This window comes from Paenibacillus campi (assembly GCF_034659835.1).
Classification (GTDB): domain Bacteria; phylum Bacillota; class Bacilli; order Paenibacillales; family Paenibacillaceae; genus Saccharibacillus; species Saccharibacillus campi.
Window position 1 is genome coordinate 850,642 of sequence record NZ_JAXSQZ010000002.1, and the last position, 19,687, is coordinate 870,328.

General features: G+C 48.1%; 15 protein-coding genes and 1 tRNA gene. 12 read left to right on the plus strand and 4 right to left on the minus strand.

Annotated elements, in window-relative coordinates; all coding sequences use genetic code 11:
- Positions 1-2 precede the first annotated feature (2 nt).
- From U1I11_RS08805 to U1I11_RS08825, 5 genes are all read left to right on the plus strand, one after another.
- Positions 3-1,853 (plus strand): ABC transporter ATP-binding protein, encoded by a 1,851-nt coding sequence (locus U1I11_RS08805; protein WP_322905758.1) that lies wholly within the window; start codon positions 3-5, stop codon positions 1,851-1,853.
- Between the two features lie 340 nt (positions 1,854-2,193).
- Positions 2,194-3,381 (plus strand): formate-dependent phosphoribosylglycinamide formyltransferase, encoded by a 1,188-nt coding sequence (gene purT / locus U1I11_RS08810; protein WP_322905695.1) that lies wholly within the window; start codon positions 2,194-2,196, stop codon positions 3,379-3,381.
- Positions 3,371-3,826: a GNAT family N-acetyltransferase gene (locus tag U1I11_RS08815; protein WP_322905696.1), complete on the plus strand. Its 456-nt coding sequence runs from the start codon at positions 3,371-3,373 to the stop codon at positions 3,824-3,826. Before purT ends, U1I11_RS08815 begins: the two co-directional genes overlap by 11 nt.
- Positions 3,827-4,065: 239 nt before the next feature.
- On the plus strand, positions 4,066-4,602 hold the full coding sequence (locus U1I11_RS08820) for a CAP domain-containing protein (RefSeq protein WP_416235432.1): 537 nt from the start codon (positions 4,066-4,068) through the stop codon (positions 4,600-4,602).
- 29 nt (positions 4,603-4,631) lie between these two features.
- Entirely contained in the window at positions 4,632-5,360 is a 729-nt protein-coding gene (locus U1I11_RS08825) for a YuzB family protein (RefSeq protein ID WP_322905697.1), read from the plus strand.
- 144 nt (positions 5,361-5,504) lie between these two features.
- Here the strand turns inward: U1I11_RS08825 and U1I11_RS08830 are convergent.
- Positions 5,505-5,577 (minus strand) — tRNA-Lys (locus tag U1I11_RS08830).
- Between the two features lie 281 nt (positions 5,578-5,858).
- Positions 5,859-6,263, minus strand: a complete 405-nt coding sequence (locus tag U1I11_RS08835) for a MerR family transcriptional regulator (protein ID WP_322905698.1) — start codon at positions 6,261-6,263, stop codon at positions 5,859-5,861.
- A 101-nt stretch (positions 6,264-6,364) separates the two neighbouring features.
- Between U1I11_RS08835 and U1I11_RS08840 the strand changes: the two genes are divergently transcribed.
- From U1I11_RS08840 to gyrA, 6 genes are all read left to right on the plus strand, one after another.
- The gene (locus tag U1I11_RS08840) at positions 6,365-7,252 is read left to right on the plus strand and encodes an SDR family oxidoreductase (RefSeq protein ID WP_322905699.1); all 888 of its coding nucleotides are present in this window, start codon (positions 6,365-6,367) and stop codon (positions 7,250-7,252) included.
- Positions 7,253-7,674: 422 nt separating this feature from the next.
- On the plus strand, positions 7,675-8,511 hold the full coding sequence (locus tag U1I11_RS08845; protein WP_322905700.1) for a GDSL-type esterase/lipase family protein: 837 nt from the start codon (positions 7,675-7,677) through the stop codon (positions 8,509-8,511).
- Positions 8,512-8,595: 84 nt separating this feature from the next.
- Positions 8,596-9,627, plus strand: coding sequence for an ABC transporter ATP-binding protein (locus tag U1I11_RS08850; protein WP_322905701.1), 1,032 nt, complete (start codon positions 8,596-8,598; stop codon positions 9,625-9,627).
- Positions 9,620-10,609 (plus strand): ABC transporter permease, encoded by a 990-nt coding sequence (locus U1I11_RS08855; protein ID WP_322905702.1) that lies wholly within the window; start codon positions 9,620-9,622, stop codon positions 10,607-10,609. The genes U1I11_RS08850 and U1I11_RS08855 overlap by 8 nt, the downstream gene beginning before the upstream one ends.
- Positions 10,610-11,023: 414 nt before the next feature.
- Positions 11,024-13,006 (plus strand): DNA topoisomerase IV subunit B, encoded by a 1,983-nt coding sequence (gene parE / locus U1I11_RS08860; protein WP_322905703.1) that lies wholly within the window; start codon positions 11,024-11,026, stop codon positions 13,004-13,006.
- A 170-nt stretch (positions 13,007-13,176) separates the two neighbouring features.
- On the plus strand, positions 13,177-15,639 hold the full coding sequence (gyrA, locus tag U1I11_RS08865; protein WP_322905704.1) for a DNA gyrase subunit A: 2,463 nt from the start codon (positions 13,177-13,179) through the stop codon (positions 15,637-15,639).
- A 587-nt stretch (positions 15,640-16,226) separates the two neighbouring features.
- Here the strand turns inward: gyrA and U1I11_RS08870 are convergent.
- The gene (locus U1I11_RS08870) at positions 16,227-16,850 is read right to left on the minus strand and encodes a DUF4865 family protein (protein ID WP_322905705.1); all 624 of its coding nucleotides are present in this window, start codon (positions 16,848-16,850) and stop codon (positions 16,227-16,229) included.
- Positions 16,851-17,215: 365 nt separating this feature from the next.
- Between U1I11_RS08870 and U1I11_RS08875 the strand changes: the two genes are divergently transcribed.
- Positions 17,216-18,223, plus strand: a complete 1,008-nt coding sequence (locus tag U1I11_RS08875) for a LysR family transcriptional regulator (protein WP_322905706.1) — start codon at positions 17,216-17,218, stop codon at positions 18,221-18,223.
- 382 nt (positions 18,224-18,605) lie between these two features.
- Here the strand turns inward: U1I11_RS08875 and U1I11_RS08880 are convergent, their stop codons facing one another.
- On the minus strand, positions 18,606-19,331 hold the full coding sequence (locus U1I11_RS08880) for an RluA family pseudouridine synthase (RefSeq protein ID WP_322905759.1): 726 nt from the start codon (positions 19,329-19,331) through the stop codon (positions 18,606-18,608).
- Positions 19,332-19,687: the final 356 nt, after the last annotated feature.

The following is a 19,687-nucleotide window of genomic DNA, read 5'->3' on the forward strand; positions in this document are numbered from 1 at the left end:
CGATGAACAACACATCGATCGATAGCCGTCAAAAAGTGGCGGACACATCAGCGGTACGAGTCGAAGACCGGTTCGTCTACCAGGATGATGAGCTGATCGATAAGGCGTTTAACTGGAAGCAGTTTAGTCGACTGTTTGCATATATGAAGCCATATGCACGGCAGCTGTTACCGTTTATTTTGCTAATGATGATACTCGGTACGATTACGAAGCTGGCGGTTCCGTTTATTACTGGTTCAGCGATCGATCATGCGATTCAGCCGCCAAATGGACAACCAAGTCTCGGTTTGCTGTACGGTTTAACGGCGCTCGCCCTTGGTCTGTACCTTGTGCAATGGGTGGCGAACGCTTATCGGATCAAATATACGAACATTATCGGTCAGCGCGTCATTTATGATCTGCGTACCGATCTGTTTACCCATATTCAGCGGCTGTCATTTTCCTTTTTTGATAAACGACCTGCCGGTTCTGTGCTAGTACGGGTAACGAATGATGTGAATTCGCTACAGGATTTGTTCACTAACGGTGCGGTCAATGTAATGATCGACTGTGTGCAATTGCTTGGGATTGTAGTCATTTTGCTGCTCATTAACTGGAAGCTGGGACTGGCGGTTATTTTGACCGTACCGATTATGTTTTTGGTATCGACCAAGTTGCGTAAAGTGATTCGGCGTTCATGGCAGGAAGTACGGATGAAAAACTCGCGCATTAACTCGCACCTGAACGAGTCGATTCAAGGCATTCGGGTGACACAAGCGTACACGCAAGAACAGCAAAATATGAAATATTTTGACAATATGAATTTGTCCAGCAAGCGATCATGGGACAAAGCGTCTGCGCTAAATCAGATGTTTGGGCCATTGATTGAAGTGACGGGTGGGCTAGGTTCGATGATATTGTTCGGTTTTGGTACGATGCTTATTGCTAGCGGCGAGATTGAGATCGGGATTTTGGTCGCGTTTGCCAACTATGTGAGCAATTTCTGGGACCCGATTAACCGGCTTGGCAATATGTACAATCAGTTGCTCGTGGCGATGGCATCGTCGGAACGCATTTTTGAGTTTATGGACGAGCAGCCATCGGTGGCGGATAAGCCGGATGCGAAGCCATTGCCACGCATTCATGGCGATATCGCATTCAAGCAAGTAGTGTTTGAATATGAAGTCGGACGTCCGGCGCTGAAAGGCATTAATTTAAACGTAAAGGCAGGGCAGTCGATTGCGCTTGTTGGACATACCGGCTCTGGTAAATCAACGATCATTAATTTGATCAGTCGCTTTTACGACATTAAAAGCGGCAGCATTACGATCGACGGTTACGATATTCGTGATGTAACGCTGGAAAGTTTGCGCAGTCAGATCAGTATCGTATTGCAGGATACGTTTATTTTTTCCGGTACGATTCGCGACAATATTCGCTTCGGTCGGCTCGGTGCAACCGATGAAGAAGTGGAAGCGGCTGCTAGAGCGGTGCATGCGCATACTTTTATCGAAAAATTGCCTAAAGGTTATGATACCGAAGTCGAGGAGCGTGGGAGTGTGTTGTCGATGGGACAGCGGCAATTGCTGTCATTTGCCCGTGCACTGCTTGCCGATCCGCGTATTCTTATTCTTGATGAAGCGACAGCGAGCATCGATACTGAGACCGAGTTGCGCATCCAGGAGGCGCTCAAAGTGCTGCTGCAAGGACGCACATCGTTTATCGTAGCCCACCGCTTGTCAACGATTCGTCATGCCGATCATATCGTCGTACTTGATCATGGTGAGATTCGTGAGGAAGGTAGCCATGATGAGCTGATCCAGCATCGCGGTGTGTACAATGGGCTAATTGAAGCACAATTCCGGTTTTTGTAAACATAACATCAATAACGTCATCAAATCGCCATATTTTCGTTGGTTGCAACCGACATCGTTCGCAGCAACCGACGAATATATGGCGATTTGTTTATGTCGGATCGTACAGAAATGAGGCGAATTGGAATCGGTACCGACCGTTTTCGGCAATGTTAACGCTTACAAATATAGATATACGATTTTTGTCAAAAAATTTAACTCATTTGGGTTGCAATCTGACTTGGAAGGTAAGAAAATAAGAGTGTCATCATATTGTAAAGTTTATAAGCAATATCGTCGGAAATTTTACAATGTGTTAATGACAGGTGTAAAAAAAGTGGATAAGGGAGTGCTGTTTATCATGTGGGGGGCACCAAATTCTCGCCAAGCTAAGAAAATGATGATGCTTGGGAGCGGAGAACTTGGCAAGGAAGTCGTTATTGAAGCACAGCGGCTCGGCGTGGAATGTATCGCCGTTGACCGCTATCCGGATGCGCCAGCGATGCAGGTTGCACATCGTGCTCATGTGATTGATATGTTGGACGGGCAACAATTGCGCCGTATCATTCAGCAAGAACAGCCGGATTTGATCGTACCAGAAATTGAAGCGATTGCGACGGATGAGCTTGTGCGTCTAGAGCAGGAAGGTTACTATGTAGTGCCTACTGCAACAGCAGCTCGTTTGACGATGGACCGTGAGGGGATTCGCCGCCTTGCCGCCGAAACACTCGGCTTGCCTACAGCAGCGTACCGGTTCGCAGACGATTTGCCACAGCTCCAAGAAGCGGTCGCTCAGCTTGGCACACCCTGCGTCGTTAAACCGTTGATGAGTTCCTCCGGCAAAGGTCAGAGCGTATGCCGCACACCGGAAGATGCGGAAGCGTGCTGGAATGCAGCGCTGGAGGGCGCCCGAGGCAAGTCGGTTCGGGTCATCGTCGAAGCGTTTGTCCATTTTGAAAGTGAGATTACACTGCTTACGGTGCGTTCGGCATCCGGTACGTTGTTCTGCCCGCCAATCGGACATATCCAGCGTGATGGGGATTACGTGGAGTCTTGGCAACCGCATCACATGACTGCGGAACAGCTAGAACAGGCACAGCAGATCGCCGGCACGATTACCGGTCATCTGGGCGGATATGGCCTGTTCGGTGTCGAGCTGTTTTTGACGGCAGACGGCGTTGTATTTAGCGAAGTATCACCAAGACCGCACGATACGGGGATGGTGACGATGATTACGCAGGATTTATCCGAATTCGCGCTGCATGTTAGAGCGATTCTTGGCTTTGACATCCCGGGCGTTCATCTGCTCACACCGGGCGCATCGGCAACACTCAAAGCAGCACAGGCTTCAACCGATTTTGTTATTGGCGGACTGGATGAAGCATTGAAGCTGCCGCGTACGCAAATTCGCGTATTTGGCAAACCGGACACCAAGCCAGGACGCCGGATGGCGGTAGCGCTCAGTGCAGACGAAAGTGTGGAAATCGCGCGGAAGCGGGCAGTGCAAGCTGCCGCTCTGCTAAAAGAGGAGTATGTACATGTCGACTAATGTTTTATTGCCAGTTGCGAAAGTCCGTAAGTTTGAAAGTAAAGATGTTGGGGCGCTCACTTCGTTGATGCGCGAACTTCGTTACCCGATGACAGAAAGTGTACTGCGTGACCGGATGGAAGCGTTGGAAGGCAAATCTCAATTTTTGACGCTGGTGGCAGAGCGAGATGATGTAGTCGTTGGCATGATCGCTCTGTATCGCAAAACATCGTATGAAACAGGACAACAAACGTCCCAAATTACTGGTCTAGTCATCGCGGAAGCGTTTCGTGGTAAAGGCATCGGTCGTGAACTGATCGGTGCTGCTGAACAGCAAGCGCGTGCTGCGGGCGATCGTTCGGTATTTGTAACCGGGATGAATCGGGATGAGCGCCTATCTGCATGCTCGTTCTACGAGCATATGGGCTACGAAAAAATCGGTTGTCATTTTATTAAGCAAATGTAAGGCAAGCACATACATGTACTCGTTTCCGATGCACAGGATGTAAACGTCATCGGTACAGCGGCTGTCCGTCTTAAGCGGGCAGCCGCTTTTTGTATCCTACTTGTTTGTAAAATGATCGCTATTATTACGGCAAAAATGGCATTGCTGGTTGATGGGGAAAGTGTGCGAATGATAAACTGTAAAGTGTAATCCTATGATGGAACAACGAGAGCAAACAACAGGGGAGTGTAACGTATACAATGTGGAAAACAACGTTTCAACGCATCATCGTCACAACGACAGCAGCCGTGCTACTGACAGGCGCGATGATTTGGAATACACCTTCACCAACAGCGAACGCGGCGGTGACCGATACCGGCAGTTACGCCTATACTGCACCGCGTCTGGCAACTTCAAGCGCGACCAGTGCGGCAGCCGCTACCAAAGTGACCAAGCTGGTCAATCAGCAGCGTGCCAAATTAGGCTTAAAACCGCTCGCAGTAGACAGCAAGCTCCAAAAAATGGCACAAATCAAAGCAGTTGATATGGCGAACAAAGGTTATTTTAGCCATACATCGCCTACGTATGGCACGCCGTTCAAAATGATGAACACATTTGGCATCAAATATACGTATGCCGGTGAAAATATCGCCAAAGGTCAATCGTCTGCAGCCGAGGTGATGAACGCTTGGATGAACAGCAAAGGGCATAAAGCGAACATTTTGAACAAGCAATATACGCATATCGGTGTCGGTTTCCAAAACGGGGTATGGGTACAAGAATTTATTCGTAAGTAAACGACAGGGCAGGATGGGGAGCTGGACGTATGACGATCATTAAATATTGCAGCAAAAATGACAAGCAGGGTACCAAACAAATGTACGAGCAGCTGAAACAACAATTTCCCGAGCTAACCCAACAGCGTAAAGGCTGCCTCGGAGAATGCAAATTATGTCGCCGTCAGCCGTTTGTGCTGATTGATAAAAAGCAAATCGTACGCGCCAAATCGCCAGACCAGCTCATTGGGCAATTGCGCACACGCCTTGCGTCAACAGCGACGTTGCCGGACGATGTTCGAACAGTCAATAAGCCCGCCAAAACGAAGGCGAAAAAGGCGGACAATGACCCATCAGCAGATACAGTCATATATCATTTCGGTGGAGACGGGAAAAAGGAGCTGTACTTGTCCTTCAATTCCGCAGCGGCACAGCTTATGATCGAGCGTCTGCAAGCATTACAGCAATCCGGTAAACGCCAAAAGATCAAAGCTATGCGCAGCAAAAAAAGCGGCACCATCGATGCCCGCATCGTCATCACGCATACGGAAACGGCGACCAGCCAACTAGATACAGCCAAAAAACGGCTATTTTTGGAGTTGACCAGCGCTGATCTGGCGGAAGTTTGCTCGCGGTTGCAGCATTATGTGCAAACCGGTGTGCTGAACAGCGAGCCGCGTACATGTATGCGCTCTGGTGGCAAGAAAGCGGTGCAGGTGTATCTGACTGCGCTTGAAGCGCCGCCAGCTGCAACAGCAGCACAGGAATCGATCGCCTGACCGATAGACAAGCACTATCGTTGCACAGCGTAGTTACATCGGACGAGCAGGCTAACAAATAAGCTCATTTGCACATATAGTAAAAATCATCATCATGAAAGCTAAAAACCCGGACAGCGTATGCTGTCCGGGTTTTGGTTACAATGGGGCATGTAGGGGTCGAACCTACGACCTGCCGATTAAGAGTCGGATGCTCTACCAGCTGAGCTAATGCCCCGTATGCTTTATCTGTATACGGCTGGCGGTCACGATTGAACAATCGCAATCTATACAATGTATAACCATAAATGCCATAACAAAGTATACAACTTCAGTTTACAAAAATCAAATAAATCGCTGTCACTATATCGTTAACAGCGGTTATGTCATGCGAAACGAAGTAGAGCGTGTACGCAAACTCGTATGCTGCGAGCCAAGTTTGCATACACACCGTAACAAAATGGACACGCATCGGCGAATGGGCTACGCTTCGACTTAGTTGTCCACGATAGTTGTGCATTATTCACGAACAGACGATGAGCTGGATAGTAGTTGTTCTTTCCTTTCCAAATTTTTAAAAAATTCAATTTTATTGTCGACTCTTTGCAATGTGCGTTGCAGTTCTGCCAATTGTTCAACAACGTTGATCCGATAAGCTTCCATAAATTCGCGGCGTGCGGTAGCAGAACCGGGAATGTTTTTGGGCATAGCATGGAATTGTTGCATGTCTTTGATCGGCAGTCCTAGATCACGGAAATGGCGAATAACTTGAAACCATTTAATATCGGATTCGGTGTACTGGCGGTACCCGTTATGATCGCGCTGGACGCCTTGAATCAATCCTAGCTGTTCGTAATAACGAAGTGTATGTACACTCAGACCGGTTTCGGCAGCGACTTGTTTGCTTGAAAATGTAGTTTCCATAACAATAGTATAAACCCAAAAATTCCCTATTGCTATAGAGTAAACTCTATACTTTATGCTGTGTTTGTACGAAATATAGAGCACTTTAGGAGGCTATTCAAATGAAACTATTTGTTACTGGAGCAACCGGATTTGTCGGCACAGTCGTCGTGCAGGAGTTAATCAAGGCAGGGCATCAGGTGACCGGCTTGGCACGGTCGGATGAAGCGGAACAGAAATTGCAGACAACAGGTGTAGCTGTGCATCGCGGGTCATTGGAAGATACGGACTGCTTGCGGCAAGCGGCACGAGCGGCGGATGGCATGATCCATCTCGGTTTTATTCACGATTTTGCCAATTATGCTGCATCGGCAGAAATTGATCGACAGGCGATTGTGGCGATGGGCAGCGAATTGGAAGGAACGAACAAGCCGATTGTGCTCACATCAGGTGCATTGTTGTTAACACCAGGTAAAATAGGAATCGAAACTGATCGCATCGCTGCCCACTCATCACGTCATTCAGAGGCAGCGGCAGATCAACTGCTAGAACGCGGCGTTCATGCTTCAGTAGTACGTCTAGCACCGACGGTACATGGTGAAGGCGATCATGGCTTTATGTACACACTAATTGAACTTGCACGCAGCAAAGGCTTTTCCGCCTATGTGGGCGACGGCAACAATCGCTGGTCAGCCTTGCATCGGCTCGATGCAGCCGTTTTGTTCCGCAAAGCGGTGGAGCAGGCAGCCGCCGGTTCCAGACTGCACGGAGTAGCGGAAGGAAGTATCCCTTTTAAACAGATCGCTGAAATGATTGGTCGTCAGCTGAATGTACCTGTGATTAGCATTGCTGCAGAACAGGCAGCCGCCCATTTTGGCTGGATTCATTTCGCTGCTGCAGCGGACAAACCGATTGCCAATGACTTGACGAGACAATGGTTGGACTGGCAACCGTCTCATCCAGGATTGATGGACGATCTGGAAGCAGGGCATTATTTTCAACGTAAATGAATGTCGGATATACGAAGTTATAAGATGATTTTATCGTAGCACATGAACGCATGGTTATATTTTAAATCAGCATCGATTTGGATCGAGGATAGCACGATTTTAACTTGTACAGACGTATCGTCATAACGATTTTATCGGATCATCTCGAACGCTGATACCGATATGCTTTCTCCGGGTAAAAGATAACGGCAGGTTGGAGCGCCGCTTTTGCGATGGGGGAAGCATTTTGTCGTTGAGGAGACATCGAATGCAGACTATTAATTTGCACATACTGTCGTCATATCAAAAAGATAGTGCCTGCTCATTTGGAAGTTGCCTGTATCGTTGTATATAATGAAGGGGACAGGCACGGTTGCGTATGCAACCATTACACAAGGTAGTGCAGATTAGGTACGTTCAAATGACTAGCTGGAGGTTCATGTATGAAGCCACACTCATCTTCTTCTCTTATTTGGAGGCTTACGAGTATCGCCTCGATTATTGCTACCGTGCTGCTAATCGGTGGTTTTGTGTATGCGATTCAAGACGTCGTTCATCCGGTCGGCAGTAAGTATACTGCCGGTGAAACAGGCGGTACGCAGACGCCAGGCGACTCCGCCGCAAGTACGGTGCCACCGCTTCGTGATGGCGTACGGGTCGTTGCACTCGGCGATTCGCTTGCCAAAGGTACAGGCGATGACGCCGGCATCGGCTTTGTCGGTCGTACGATTGAGCTGCTGAAGCAAAAAGGCATAAATGCCAAATTGATCGCCAACCTCGGTATTAACGGGCAGAAAACAGCGCAAGTGCTGTCCTCGCTCGATCAAGCTGGCGTACAGCATGCGCTAAAAGAAGCGAATCTGATTATGCTATCGGTCGGTGCAAACGATCTGTTTAACGGCGGCGAAGCGCTAGGCAATTTACAGCAAAAAGCGCCAACAACGAGCCAAATTCTCAAAAATGCGCCGGAAACGGCAGCGCGATTACAGCGGATTTTGACCCGTTTGCAAACGATTAACCCGGATGCGCAAATTATTTATCTCGGCTTGTACAATCCGTTTGGCGATTTGCCAGAGCTGCGCATACCTGGTAATCAGGCGGTAACCGCATGGAATACGTCGGTGCTGGACATGATCAACAAACAGCCGCATATGATGCTTATTCCTACATTTGATCTGTTCCAGAACAATTTGAATAAATATTTGTCCTCCGATCATTTCCATCCAAACGGCACAGGCTATGAGCAAATTGCCGAGCGTATTGTGCAAAGTTTGGAGTAGAACGGTCGGAAATAATAGGATGCAATCGATTACAAACGTATATTCCCAATTTTCGTTGCTAGCAGGTGGAAGGAGCATGAAATTATGAAAAAAACAATATCCGCACAAGCGTCTCCGCTTACGGCAGCGCCTACTTTTTTGGCAAGCGATTCGTCGTCAGCACATGAAATCGTACTGTCCGCCGAGCATGTAAAAAAGAAGATCGGCAAGCGCTGGATTATTAAAGACGTTACGTTTACGGTGCGTGCTGGTGAAATTTTTGGCTTTTTAGGTCCGAATGGCGCTGGCAAGACGACTACGATTCGGATGTTGGTCGATCTGATCCGTCCGACCGCAGGCAAAATTACAATCTGTGGCTACGATGTGAACCGTGAACCGGAAAAGGCGCTTGCGTATGTAGGTTCGATTGTGGAAAACCCGGAAATGTACCCCTATTTGACCGGGTGGGAAAATTTGCAGCATTTCGCTCGCATGCAGCCAGGTGTAGATGAGCGCCGCATACAAGAAGTGACCGAAATCGTGCGGCTGGACGAGCGTATTCACGATAAAGTGAGCAAATACTCGCTCGGTATGCGCCAGCGACTCGGAATCGCGCAAGCACTGCTCGGCAGACCTAAACTGCTTATTTTGGATGAGCCGACGAATGGGCTTGATCCAAAAGGGATACGGGATATGCGGCTGTTTATCCGTGAACTTGCCGCTCAGGGGATGGCGGTGTTTGTGTCCAGCCATCTGTTGAGCGAGATTCAGCTATTGTGCGATCGGGTCGCGATCGTTGGCAGTGGGCGCGTGATGGCGGTAGGCAGCGTCGAGGAACTGGTGGAAGACAAGGAACATCTGGTCATCTGGGAGCTGGATCAATGCGAGCGTGGGACCGCACTGCTAGGTGCGTTGCCAGGCATTAATATGCTCGATCATAATGAGGCGCATCTGGATAACGATACCGCCGCTTCACTCACCGCGAGCAGCATCATTACCCGCACGCCGGAAGAACAAATTCCGGTGGCGATTCGCGAGTTGGTGCAAGCTGGAATCGCCGTGCACAATGTGCGCAAATTAAATCCGACCTTGGAGCAGCTGTTCCTCGGCATAACGGAAGGTGAGACGATTGAATAGCATCTGGCCACTCGTACAAAACGAAACGATTAAAATTATTAAAAAGAAGCGCTTCTACGTCGTACTGCTCGTGCTGCTCGTACTCGTGCCGATGTTTACGTATGCGTCTATGCGTGAGGCGCAAGAAAATCGCTCCAAATTCGGGGATGATTGGCGTGTGGAGCTACAACAGGCAATTACCGACAACCAGAACTCGCTCGGCAGCGACCGGGTGCCGGAAGAATGGAAAAAATATCGCCGAATTTTCATCCAGCAGATGCAATATTATTTGCAAAATGACGTAAATCCAAACGAGCCTGGTGGGGTCACATTTACGCGCGAATTTCTCGACAATTCCAGCAGCCTGTTTATCCCGCTGCTCATTATGACGATCGCCTCTGACCTTGTGTCCGGTGAGCGCACGGGCGGTACGATCAAAATGCTGCTTACGCGTCCGGTGCGGCGCTGGAAAATTTTGCTGAGCAAGTTGATCACATTGACGATGTTTGTAGCGTTGATCGTGCTCGCCACGTTTATGATTTGTTATGGCATATCAGGGCTTGTGTTCGGTTATTCCGGTTTTACGATGCCGGTGTTTACCGGTTTTCAGCCAAGCGATACCGGTGTGAGTATGGCTACGGTACATGCGGTTGATCAATGGCAATTTATTTTGATGCAAATGGGGCTGATCTGGTTTGTCGGCTTATGTGTCGGCTTGCTCGCATTTATGGTATCGGTGCTTGTGCGTAGTACGGCTGCCAGCATCGTCATTATGATGGCAGCGCTCATCGCCGGTACGATTTTGACGAATATGGCGTCATCGTGGGCGAGCGCCAAATATTTATTTATGGTCAATTTAGGGCTGACCAATTATTTGTCCGGTAGCCCGGCACCGATTGAAGGGATGACGTTGCCGTTCTCGCTCATCGTGCTCGCCGTCTGGGCTGCGGTATCGCTCGTCATTTCGTTTGCCGTGTTTACGAAACGGGATGTGCTCAATTAAAGCTCGTTATTATGATGTAGCTGTGGTATTATCGTTTCACCGTCCGCCGGGGTCGATTCCTTTGTGGACGGTGATTTTTGTATGTAGGTCGGCGCTCGTTTGTAAACATTGTCTTTACGAACCGCAGCAGATGAATTAGAATAGATTATGCCAATGGAAACATGTGTTTGCATTTTTGTTGAAATGCTAGTGGGAACGCTGCATTTCTGTCGATGAAACATATGCGGAACGTACCTGTTTATGGTATGCTGAACAACGTTTGAATAAGCGCTCATGCTGACGGATCGTACATGATTGTGTTTAGCGGTTTATTGTAGTGCTACTCTGGCGTAATTGCAAAGTAACTATTATACTGACTACAGCGCAGTTACAACAGCACGTAGCGATATTGCAAAGAAAGAAGGAGGACCTTGAATGGTCGAACAGATTGATTCTTTAACTAATTCATCCCGTGGCGTAAATCCACAGCCATCCGGGTATGATGCTGACGACATTCAGGTGCTTGAAGGGCTTGTCGCCGTACGAAAACGTCCGGGGATGTATATCGGTAGTACAAGCTCGTCCGGACTGCATCATCTTGTCTGGGAGATTGTGGACAATGCAGTCGACGAGCATCTGGCTAAATATTGCAACAAAATTGAGATTAGCCTCAACAAAGACGGTTCCGTAACCGTACACGATAACGGCCGGGGTATTCCGACAGGTATGCACAAAAGCGGCATTCCGACGCCCCAGGTCGTATTTACGATTTTGCATGCTGGCGGTAAATTTGGCGGCGGTGGCTATAAAAAGTCCGGCGGTTTGCACGGGGTTGGTGCCTCGGTTACCAATGCGCTATCCGAATGGCTGGAAGTCGAAATTTATCGCGACGGTTTGATTCATCGGCAGCGGTTTGAATACTGGGTCGATAAAAAGGGTAAAGAGCATGTCGGTGAGCCGGTAAACGGATTAGAAGAAATCGGCAAAACGAAAACGACCGGCACCAAAGTCACCTTTAAACCTGATATCCGTGTGTTCCAAAACGGCATTGCTTTGAACTATGATACGCTGGCAGAGCGTTTGCAGGAAATTGCGTTTCTGAACTCAGGGCTGGAGATTTTGCTGCGTGATGAGCGTAACGACAAAGCGGATCGCTTTTATTATGAAGGCGGAGCAAGTCAGTTTGTGGAATATTTAAACGAAGGCAAAGATGTGCTGCACGATGTCATTCATTTCAGTGCAGAGCGTGACGATATTGAAGTGGAAGTGGCGCTGCAATACAATGCAGGCTATACGGAAACGATCGCGTCCTTTGTCAACTCGATTCCGACACGCGGCGGCGGTACGCACGAGACCGGCTTCAAAACAGCCTACACGCGCATACTGAACGATTATGCTCGCAAAAACGCGATGCTAAAGGAAAAGGACAAAAATCTCGAAGGCGGCGATCTGCGCGAAGGCATGATGGCGGTCATTAGCGTCAAAATGGCGGAAGTGGAATTTGTCGGTCAGACCAAAGATCAGCTCGGCAGCTCATCCGCACGCGGTGTCGTCGATGCCATCGTAGCCGAAAATATGCAGCGTTTTATGGAGGAAAATCCACAGATTAGCCAAAAGCTGATCAAAAAGGCGATCCAAGCGTCCCGTGCGCGTGAAGCGGCACGCAAAGCGCGTGACGATATGCGCAGTGGACGCAAACGCAGCGAAAGCTCCAATCTGAACGGTAAGCTTAGCCCGGCACAATCAAAAGACTTTTCCAAAAACGAATTGTTTATCGTCGAAGGTGACTCCGCTGGCGGCTCAGCTAAACAAGGACGAGATTCCAAAATTCAAGCGATTTTGCCGCTCAAAGGTAAACCGATGAATCCGGAAAAAGCGAAGCTGGCGGATGTTATGAAAAATGAGGAATATCGGGCGATCATCTCTGCCATCGGCGCTGGCATCGGCACTGAATTTGCGGTTGAAGATAGCAATTACGCCAAAATTATCATTATGACTGATGCCGATACGGACGGCGCGCACATTCAGGTGCTGCTGCTGACGTTCTTTTATCGGTATATGAAACCATTGATCGATATGGGGCGTGTATATATCGCCCAGCCGCCACTATACAAAATTACGCAGCGTTCCGGCAAAAAAGCGAACGAGCGTTACGTCTGGACAGATGAGCAACTGGAACAGTCACTTAAGGAATTTGGCAAAAACGTGGACTTACAGCGTTACAAAGGATTGGGCGAGATGAATCCAGAGCAGCTTTGGGAAACGACGATGAATCCAGAGTCACGCACATTGCTGCAAGTGCAAATTGAAGATGCCGCCAAAGCGGAACGCCGTGTGTCCACATTGATGGGCGATAAGGTTGATCCGCGCAAACGCTGGATCGTCGAAAATGTCGATTTTACCGAATACGTAGAATAAGCAGTGAGCGGGCATAACCCCCGTCGTATGATGCATAAACAGCGAGCTGCGGTGAAGCTGCAAACGGGAATGGGACGTACCTCTTAGGATGGATGTGTTCATTCCTTTTTGCACGCCAGCAGTTTTTGATTATAATCCGGCATGACCGGAAGGTAAGGTAAGGTGAACGTATGGCTAGCGAAGAAAAATATATGCCGGCGTTTTTGGAAGAAGTCGTCGGTGACCGTTTTGGTCGGTATTCCAAATATATTATTCAAGATCGGGCGATTCCGGATGTACGGGATGGTCTGAAACCGGTACAGCGCCGTATTTTGTATGCGATGTACGAATCTGGCAATACGCCGGAAAAAGGCTACCGCAAATCCGCCAAAACGGTCGGTGATGTGATGGGTAATTATCATCCGCACGGTGATGCATCGATTTACGACGGTATGGTACGGATGGCACAACCGTGGAAAATGGGGCATACGCTCGTTGATGGACACGGTAACTGGGGTTCCCCGGACGATGATCCGGCAGCAGCGATGCGTTATACCGAAGCGCGTCTGTCAGCGATTGCGATGGAGATTTTGCGCGATATCGATCGCAATACGGTGCAATTTAAAGATAATTTCGACAATACCGCACAGGAGCCGATGGTGCTGCCAGCGCGGTATCCGAATTTGCTCGTCAACGGTGTGAGCGGTATTTCATCCGGTTTTGCGACCGAGATTCCGCCGCATAATTTGCAGGAAGTGATCGATGCGTGTATCGCCTTAATGGAAAATCCGGCGATGGAGCTGGACGAGCTGATGACGTATGTCAAAGGCCCCGATTTTCCGACAGGTGGCATCATTATGGGCGGCTCGGGTATTCGTGATGCCTATGAATCCGGTAAAGGCCGCATTTATGTGCGTGCCAAAACCGACATCGAAACAGTGCGCGGTGGCAAGCAGCAGATCGTCATTACCGAAATTCCGTATCAAGTTGTAAAAGTTCGACTTGTGACCGCAATGGAAAATATTCGCTTGGAGAAAAAGGTTGAAGGCATTGCCGAAGTGCGCGACGAAAGCGGACGCGACGGTCTGCGCATCGTGATTGAACTGAAAAAAGATGCCGATGCCGAAGGAATTTTAGCTTATTTGCTCAAAAAGACTGATCTGCAAGTAAACTACAATTTTAATATGGTAGCGATCGTCAACAAAGCCCCACATCAACTCGGCTTAAAAGGCATTTTGCAAGCTTATATTGCCCATCAGCGCGAGGTCGTTACACGCCGTACACAACATGATCTGGACAAGCTGGAAGCGCGTGCCCATGTGCTGGAAGGGCTCGCCAAAGCGCTGAATGTACTCGATGAAGTCATTGCAGCGATCAAAGCATCGAAAAACCGTCAAGATGCTCACCAAAATTTGCAATGGATGTTCGGTCTAAGCGAGCGGCAATCCGATGCGATTTTGAATTTGCAGCTGTATCGGTTGACCAATTTGGAAATTAATCAAGTCGAAAAAGAACTGGCAGATATTCAGAAAAAGATCAAACAGCTGCAAGCGATTCTCGATAGCGACAAAAAGCTGATCGGTGTAATCAAAAAGGAACTGATGGAAAGCCACGAACGTTTTGGTATCGAACGTCGTTCCGAAATTCGCGATGAAGTGGAAGAACTGAAAGTCAATCTGGAAGTGATGGTCAATTCCGAAGATGTGCTCGTTACCTTTTCGAATGATGGTTATATTAAACGTACTAGTATGTTGTCATTTACACGCTCCGGTGGCGAACGTAGCGGCGCTGGTGTGAAAGAAGATGATTTTATCCGCGAGGTGCTAGACGTGAATACGCTCGATAATTTGCTCGTATTTACGCAGCGTGGACAATATTTTGTACTGCCGGTACACCAAATTCCGGATTTCAAATGGAAAGATAACGGTACCGCGATCGTTAACGTAATCTCGATGACACGTGAAGACCGGATCATTAGCGTCATTCCGGTACGTAATTTGGAGCAGGAGACGGGAAGTCTCGTCTTTGTGACCAAACGCGGTCAGGTGAAACGTACTGAGGTCAAAGATTACGCGACTAAGCGTTCTGGCGCAGTAGCAGCATGCAAGCTCGCTGAAGGTGATGAAGTGTTATCTGTAACGAAAGGCGAACAGGCACGCGATTTAATGCTAATTACAAAAAACGGTATGAGCGTTCGTTTCCGTGCCGAAGAAGTGAGTACGATGGGACGGGTATCGACAGGCGTACGTGGCATTCAGTTAGTTGATGATGATGAGGTGGTAACATCATTATGGGTTGACGGGGAAGAAGATGGACAGTTGATGGTCATGACTGATCTCGGTTATGCCAAACGTACATCGATGCTGCAATACCAGACACAAAGTCGGGGCGGTAAAGGTGTATCGACTTTTGAATTAAAAGAAGGCAAACGTGTTAAACCGAACGGCAATCGCATCATTGCCGCTTATGTATGCCGTGATCATCGCTCTTTTATCGCGATTACACCACCCAATCGCACGATTCCATTTAGCAGCAAGCAGGCATTACAAACCGACGAACGCCGTCATGTCGGCAAATCGATCATTACGCTCGATCGTAATGACGTTATTATTGCGGTGTTGGAAGATTTGTCAACGAACAGTGCTGAATTATAAGGTGGCTAAAGTTAGGGTGTCACCACTACTGTGGCTCACATCATACGAGTTTGCGTACACGCCCTAGTAGACTTTCTCAAATGGAAATTGTGTTTGAACGTCCCTAAACCGATTCAGCACCAAGCGATTGTTGGATTGATAAACTGTAAATGTACTTTAGACAAACTACTAGTACGTTGACCAGCTTAAATATGCTGTCTGACCGACTCCATCGTATGGGCATATACCTACATCACACCATGAAAGTGTCTAAGCGATATGACATTAAACTCCGCATTTAGCGCGGTCAGCCTACTAGTGAACATTTAGCAGCTTTCCAACCTAATTTTTAATTAAGACAGCGAACCAGATACAAGCGCATTTCCATACTAATACAATCAATAGCAAGCAGCCTATTCATCATCATAACGAAGATGAACAGGCTGCTTTTTGATTATCTGTTGTTTTGCGTACATTTGTGGCGCATCCGACAATCGATCAATCGATATGTTATACGTTTTTACGAGATCGTTATAGAAAACGAATGAAAGGTCTGTCCGCAATGATAGACCTTTCTAGCGGCAAAGGTTATCTTTTCTGTTATGCAATCACTCTTTCTCACCAAATGACCAGTGCAAAATCGTATACATTTTACAATACGCTGGCAAAGCTGCTGGCACGGTTTCGACAAAATAAAATTGATGATACGCCCATTGATCCGGATTGTAAATGAACAATTGCCCCTGACTCGTCAAACTGAGCGACGGTAATCCCTGTGTGTGCAAATGCTGGGCGATCGTATGCGGTAGTCCGTGCAACGAGAGCGCTGGCTGGATGGAACCGACATATTCGATCACATAGCGTGCCTGTCGTAAACGAGTAACATCAAAGTGTACAGATGCTACATCTAGTGACTGCTTGTTTGTCGTTGTCGAAAGCGGCAGTTCCAGCGGAATACCAATCTGCACCTGTTGCCAGCCAAATGATTGCAAAATAGCATCATATGAGCCATCGAGCAAAAAGGAATTTAAACCATGCTGACTGTTCCATACATAGAGTGGACAGTAGCTGTTGGTCGTCTGACCGTGCATTCCTTTCACTGTCGCCAAATAGGCTTTGAATAGCAGGCGCGGATACCCGTCTGTTTTATGCCCGTTTTGCTGCACACGCTCATCAATAATGTTCATATTATAATCAGCAGGTAGCTGAATCGTATATTGCATGCCAATCATCGGTTTCCTCCTTTTAACAATGTATTCATCGTCATTGTAAGGATGAATGAACGGCTCCATCATCACCTACGTGGGCTGGAAATTGCCTTGCCTACACAAGTTTAACAGCGCTGTTGTACTTGTAGCTTTATTGTACAAGCGGCAGTTATCGATTGTATAATGATTAGAAATGAGCAAAGCCATCACTGGCAGTGATAGGTCATACTATGATAAATAACGATACGATGCATAATGCTCATGCATGCTAACGAATGATAACCAATACTAACGAATGCCAACGAATGCCAACGAATGCCAACGAATGCCAACGAATGCCAACGAATGCCAACGAATGCTTTCCAACTACTCCAATAGGAGGAATCCATATGGAACTTAATGATTTAGCGATTTTCAGTCAGGTTGCCCGGCTCGGTTCAATGTCAGCGGCGGCTCATCAATTAGGTTATGTTCAGTCCAATATTACCGCCAGAGTAAGGCAATTGGAGCGAGAGTTACATACAGAATTATTTGAACGCACCGCGCGCGGGGTCAAGCTATTACCAGCAGGTGAGCGTTTGTTGATGTATACGGATCGTATTTTGAAATTGGTGGAACAGGTGCAAGTTGAATTTAAACAACCGGAAGTGTCAGCACAACCGACTGCGCTGCGCATTGGTGCGACCTATACGATTACAGCAGGTTATTTGACCGAAGCGATCTGGAATGGACAGCTTGCGCTGGAAATATATACGCGTCCTATACGCGAACTGATTGAGATGTTGCTTGCGGATCAATTGGACGGCATTTTGCTAAATCGTCCCTGGAACGATAAAGCAGAGACAGCGATTTGCCGGTTTACGATACAGGAGAAAGTAGGCTGGGCAGTATCGGCAGCGTTCACTAGCGATCAACATGCAGCGATAAATCCGTTACCCGCTCAATTGGCAAACTATCCGTTGTTGGTAATGCGGGACAATGATTGTCCGTACCATCAGGCAACATTGGAGTATATGCAGCGTTATCGTGAATATGTCTGGAATTTACGTCCGGTGGATACGCTCGATATGCTGCTGACGTTAATTCGTCAGTGTAAAGGGGTTGCCATTTTGCCTCAACGTATCGTGCAAAATGATGCGCAGTCTACAGCAATGCAGGAGCCAGCAATAGTATGGCAACCGCTATATGTAGCTCATAATCAACCTGCAACCGTACAAATTGCTTATTATGAACGCCAGCACGAGGCGTTGGCAGTAAAGTCGGAACATCGAAATGCCGAAGCATTCGCTCATATCAACGATCATCCTCCACATTCAGAACATAAAAAGGCGACTAGTGAGCGTAGCATTGATAGATTACGGCATTTGCTGTTGGCTGGAAGTGAGCATGGAGCGTAGCCTGCATCGATTAGCAATAATAGCATCACTGATCGATAACATAATCCACTAAACAACAAATCAACCAGCCAAATAAACAGCCCAAATTAAAGCCCAACCCAAATAACCTTCACGAATAGCGCCTAGCGCAGCACTGTACAATGTCAGGTGCATTCATCGGCAACATTCATGAAGGTTATTGTTTTGTCTTGCTTTAATTTATAGTATACCGAGCTTATGATCTATTATGATCGCATAAGCATGTATCGCATAAGCATAGTTCAATAAGTTCGACTCTGCTTTGGAATGAAAACGGAAGTCCAGCGCTTTATTCCGTACTATACGTACCATAGTGGGGATGGCATTATCACTTTAGTGTGCGCACAGCTACCATCGATCCGCCTTACTCCTGCTCACGATCCAGTCGCTGCGCCAATTGCTCATAAAGTTTCTCCGACCATTGTGTCCACGGCTGCAAACGTGGTGGTAACGATACAATCCGCACCCGTTCATCTTTCACCGGATGCGGGGCAGATGCCAATACCGACCAGAGCGCGAGCTGCTCGCCTGGACGATTGACGTTTACACCATAACGCTGATCGCCAAACAATGGATGTCCGGTAGCTGCCATTTGCACACGAATTTGGTGCGAGCGTCCGGTGTGCAGTTGGATGAGCACAAGCGACAGATTAGCTTGTTGATCGACAGCAAGCAATTCGTAATCGAGCACCGCGTCTTTACCGCCCGCTGTACCCGCAGGAACGACTGCAGATGTGTTTGTGCGGGAGTTTTTGAGCAATGTATGTCGCAGTGTAGCTTGTGCACGTGCAGGGATACCACGCAGTACGGCAACATAGCGTTTGCCAAGCTTGCCGCTGCGCACCGAGTCGGACAGACGGGAGGCACCTTTTGACGTTTTGGCAAACAGCATCGCACCGCCGACCGGACGATCCAGCCGATGCACAAGACCGAGAAACACATTGCCTTCTTTTTGATAACGCTGCTTTAAAGCTTGTTTGATTAATGCCAGCATATCAACATCACCGGTAGCGTCCGCCTGTGAAGGAATATTGACCGGTTTGACGACACCGATCACATGATTATCTTCATACAGTACAGGAATAGGGATTTCAGCACGATTTGTACCCGTTTCGTCTGCCGCATAATGGCTTGTCTGACTTACTGATGGATGCTGTGTCTGTGCCGCCTGGTCGCGAGTCGACTTGGATGGAGCAGTCGCACGAGAGGAACGATTCGCCCCGGATACGTCTAGCTGATGAGTGCGCCCAGATGGATGCTTATTCTCAGTCGTCTGGGGACGTTGATTATGATTGCGTTTCGTTGAAGATGTTGACGATTTGCCCTGCTTGGCTGTATTGCCATGCTGTCTGCCAAGCGTGCGGGCGTTTGCGGTGGATGGGCTGCTGCCGCGACGCTTGGCAGCAGCTTCCCGTCCGGAGCGGGAAGAACGGGAAGTCATACTTC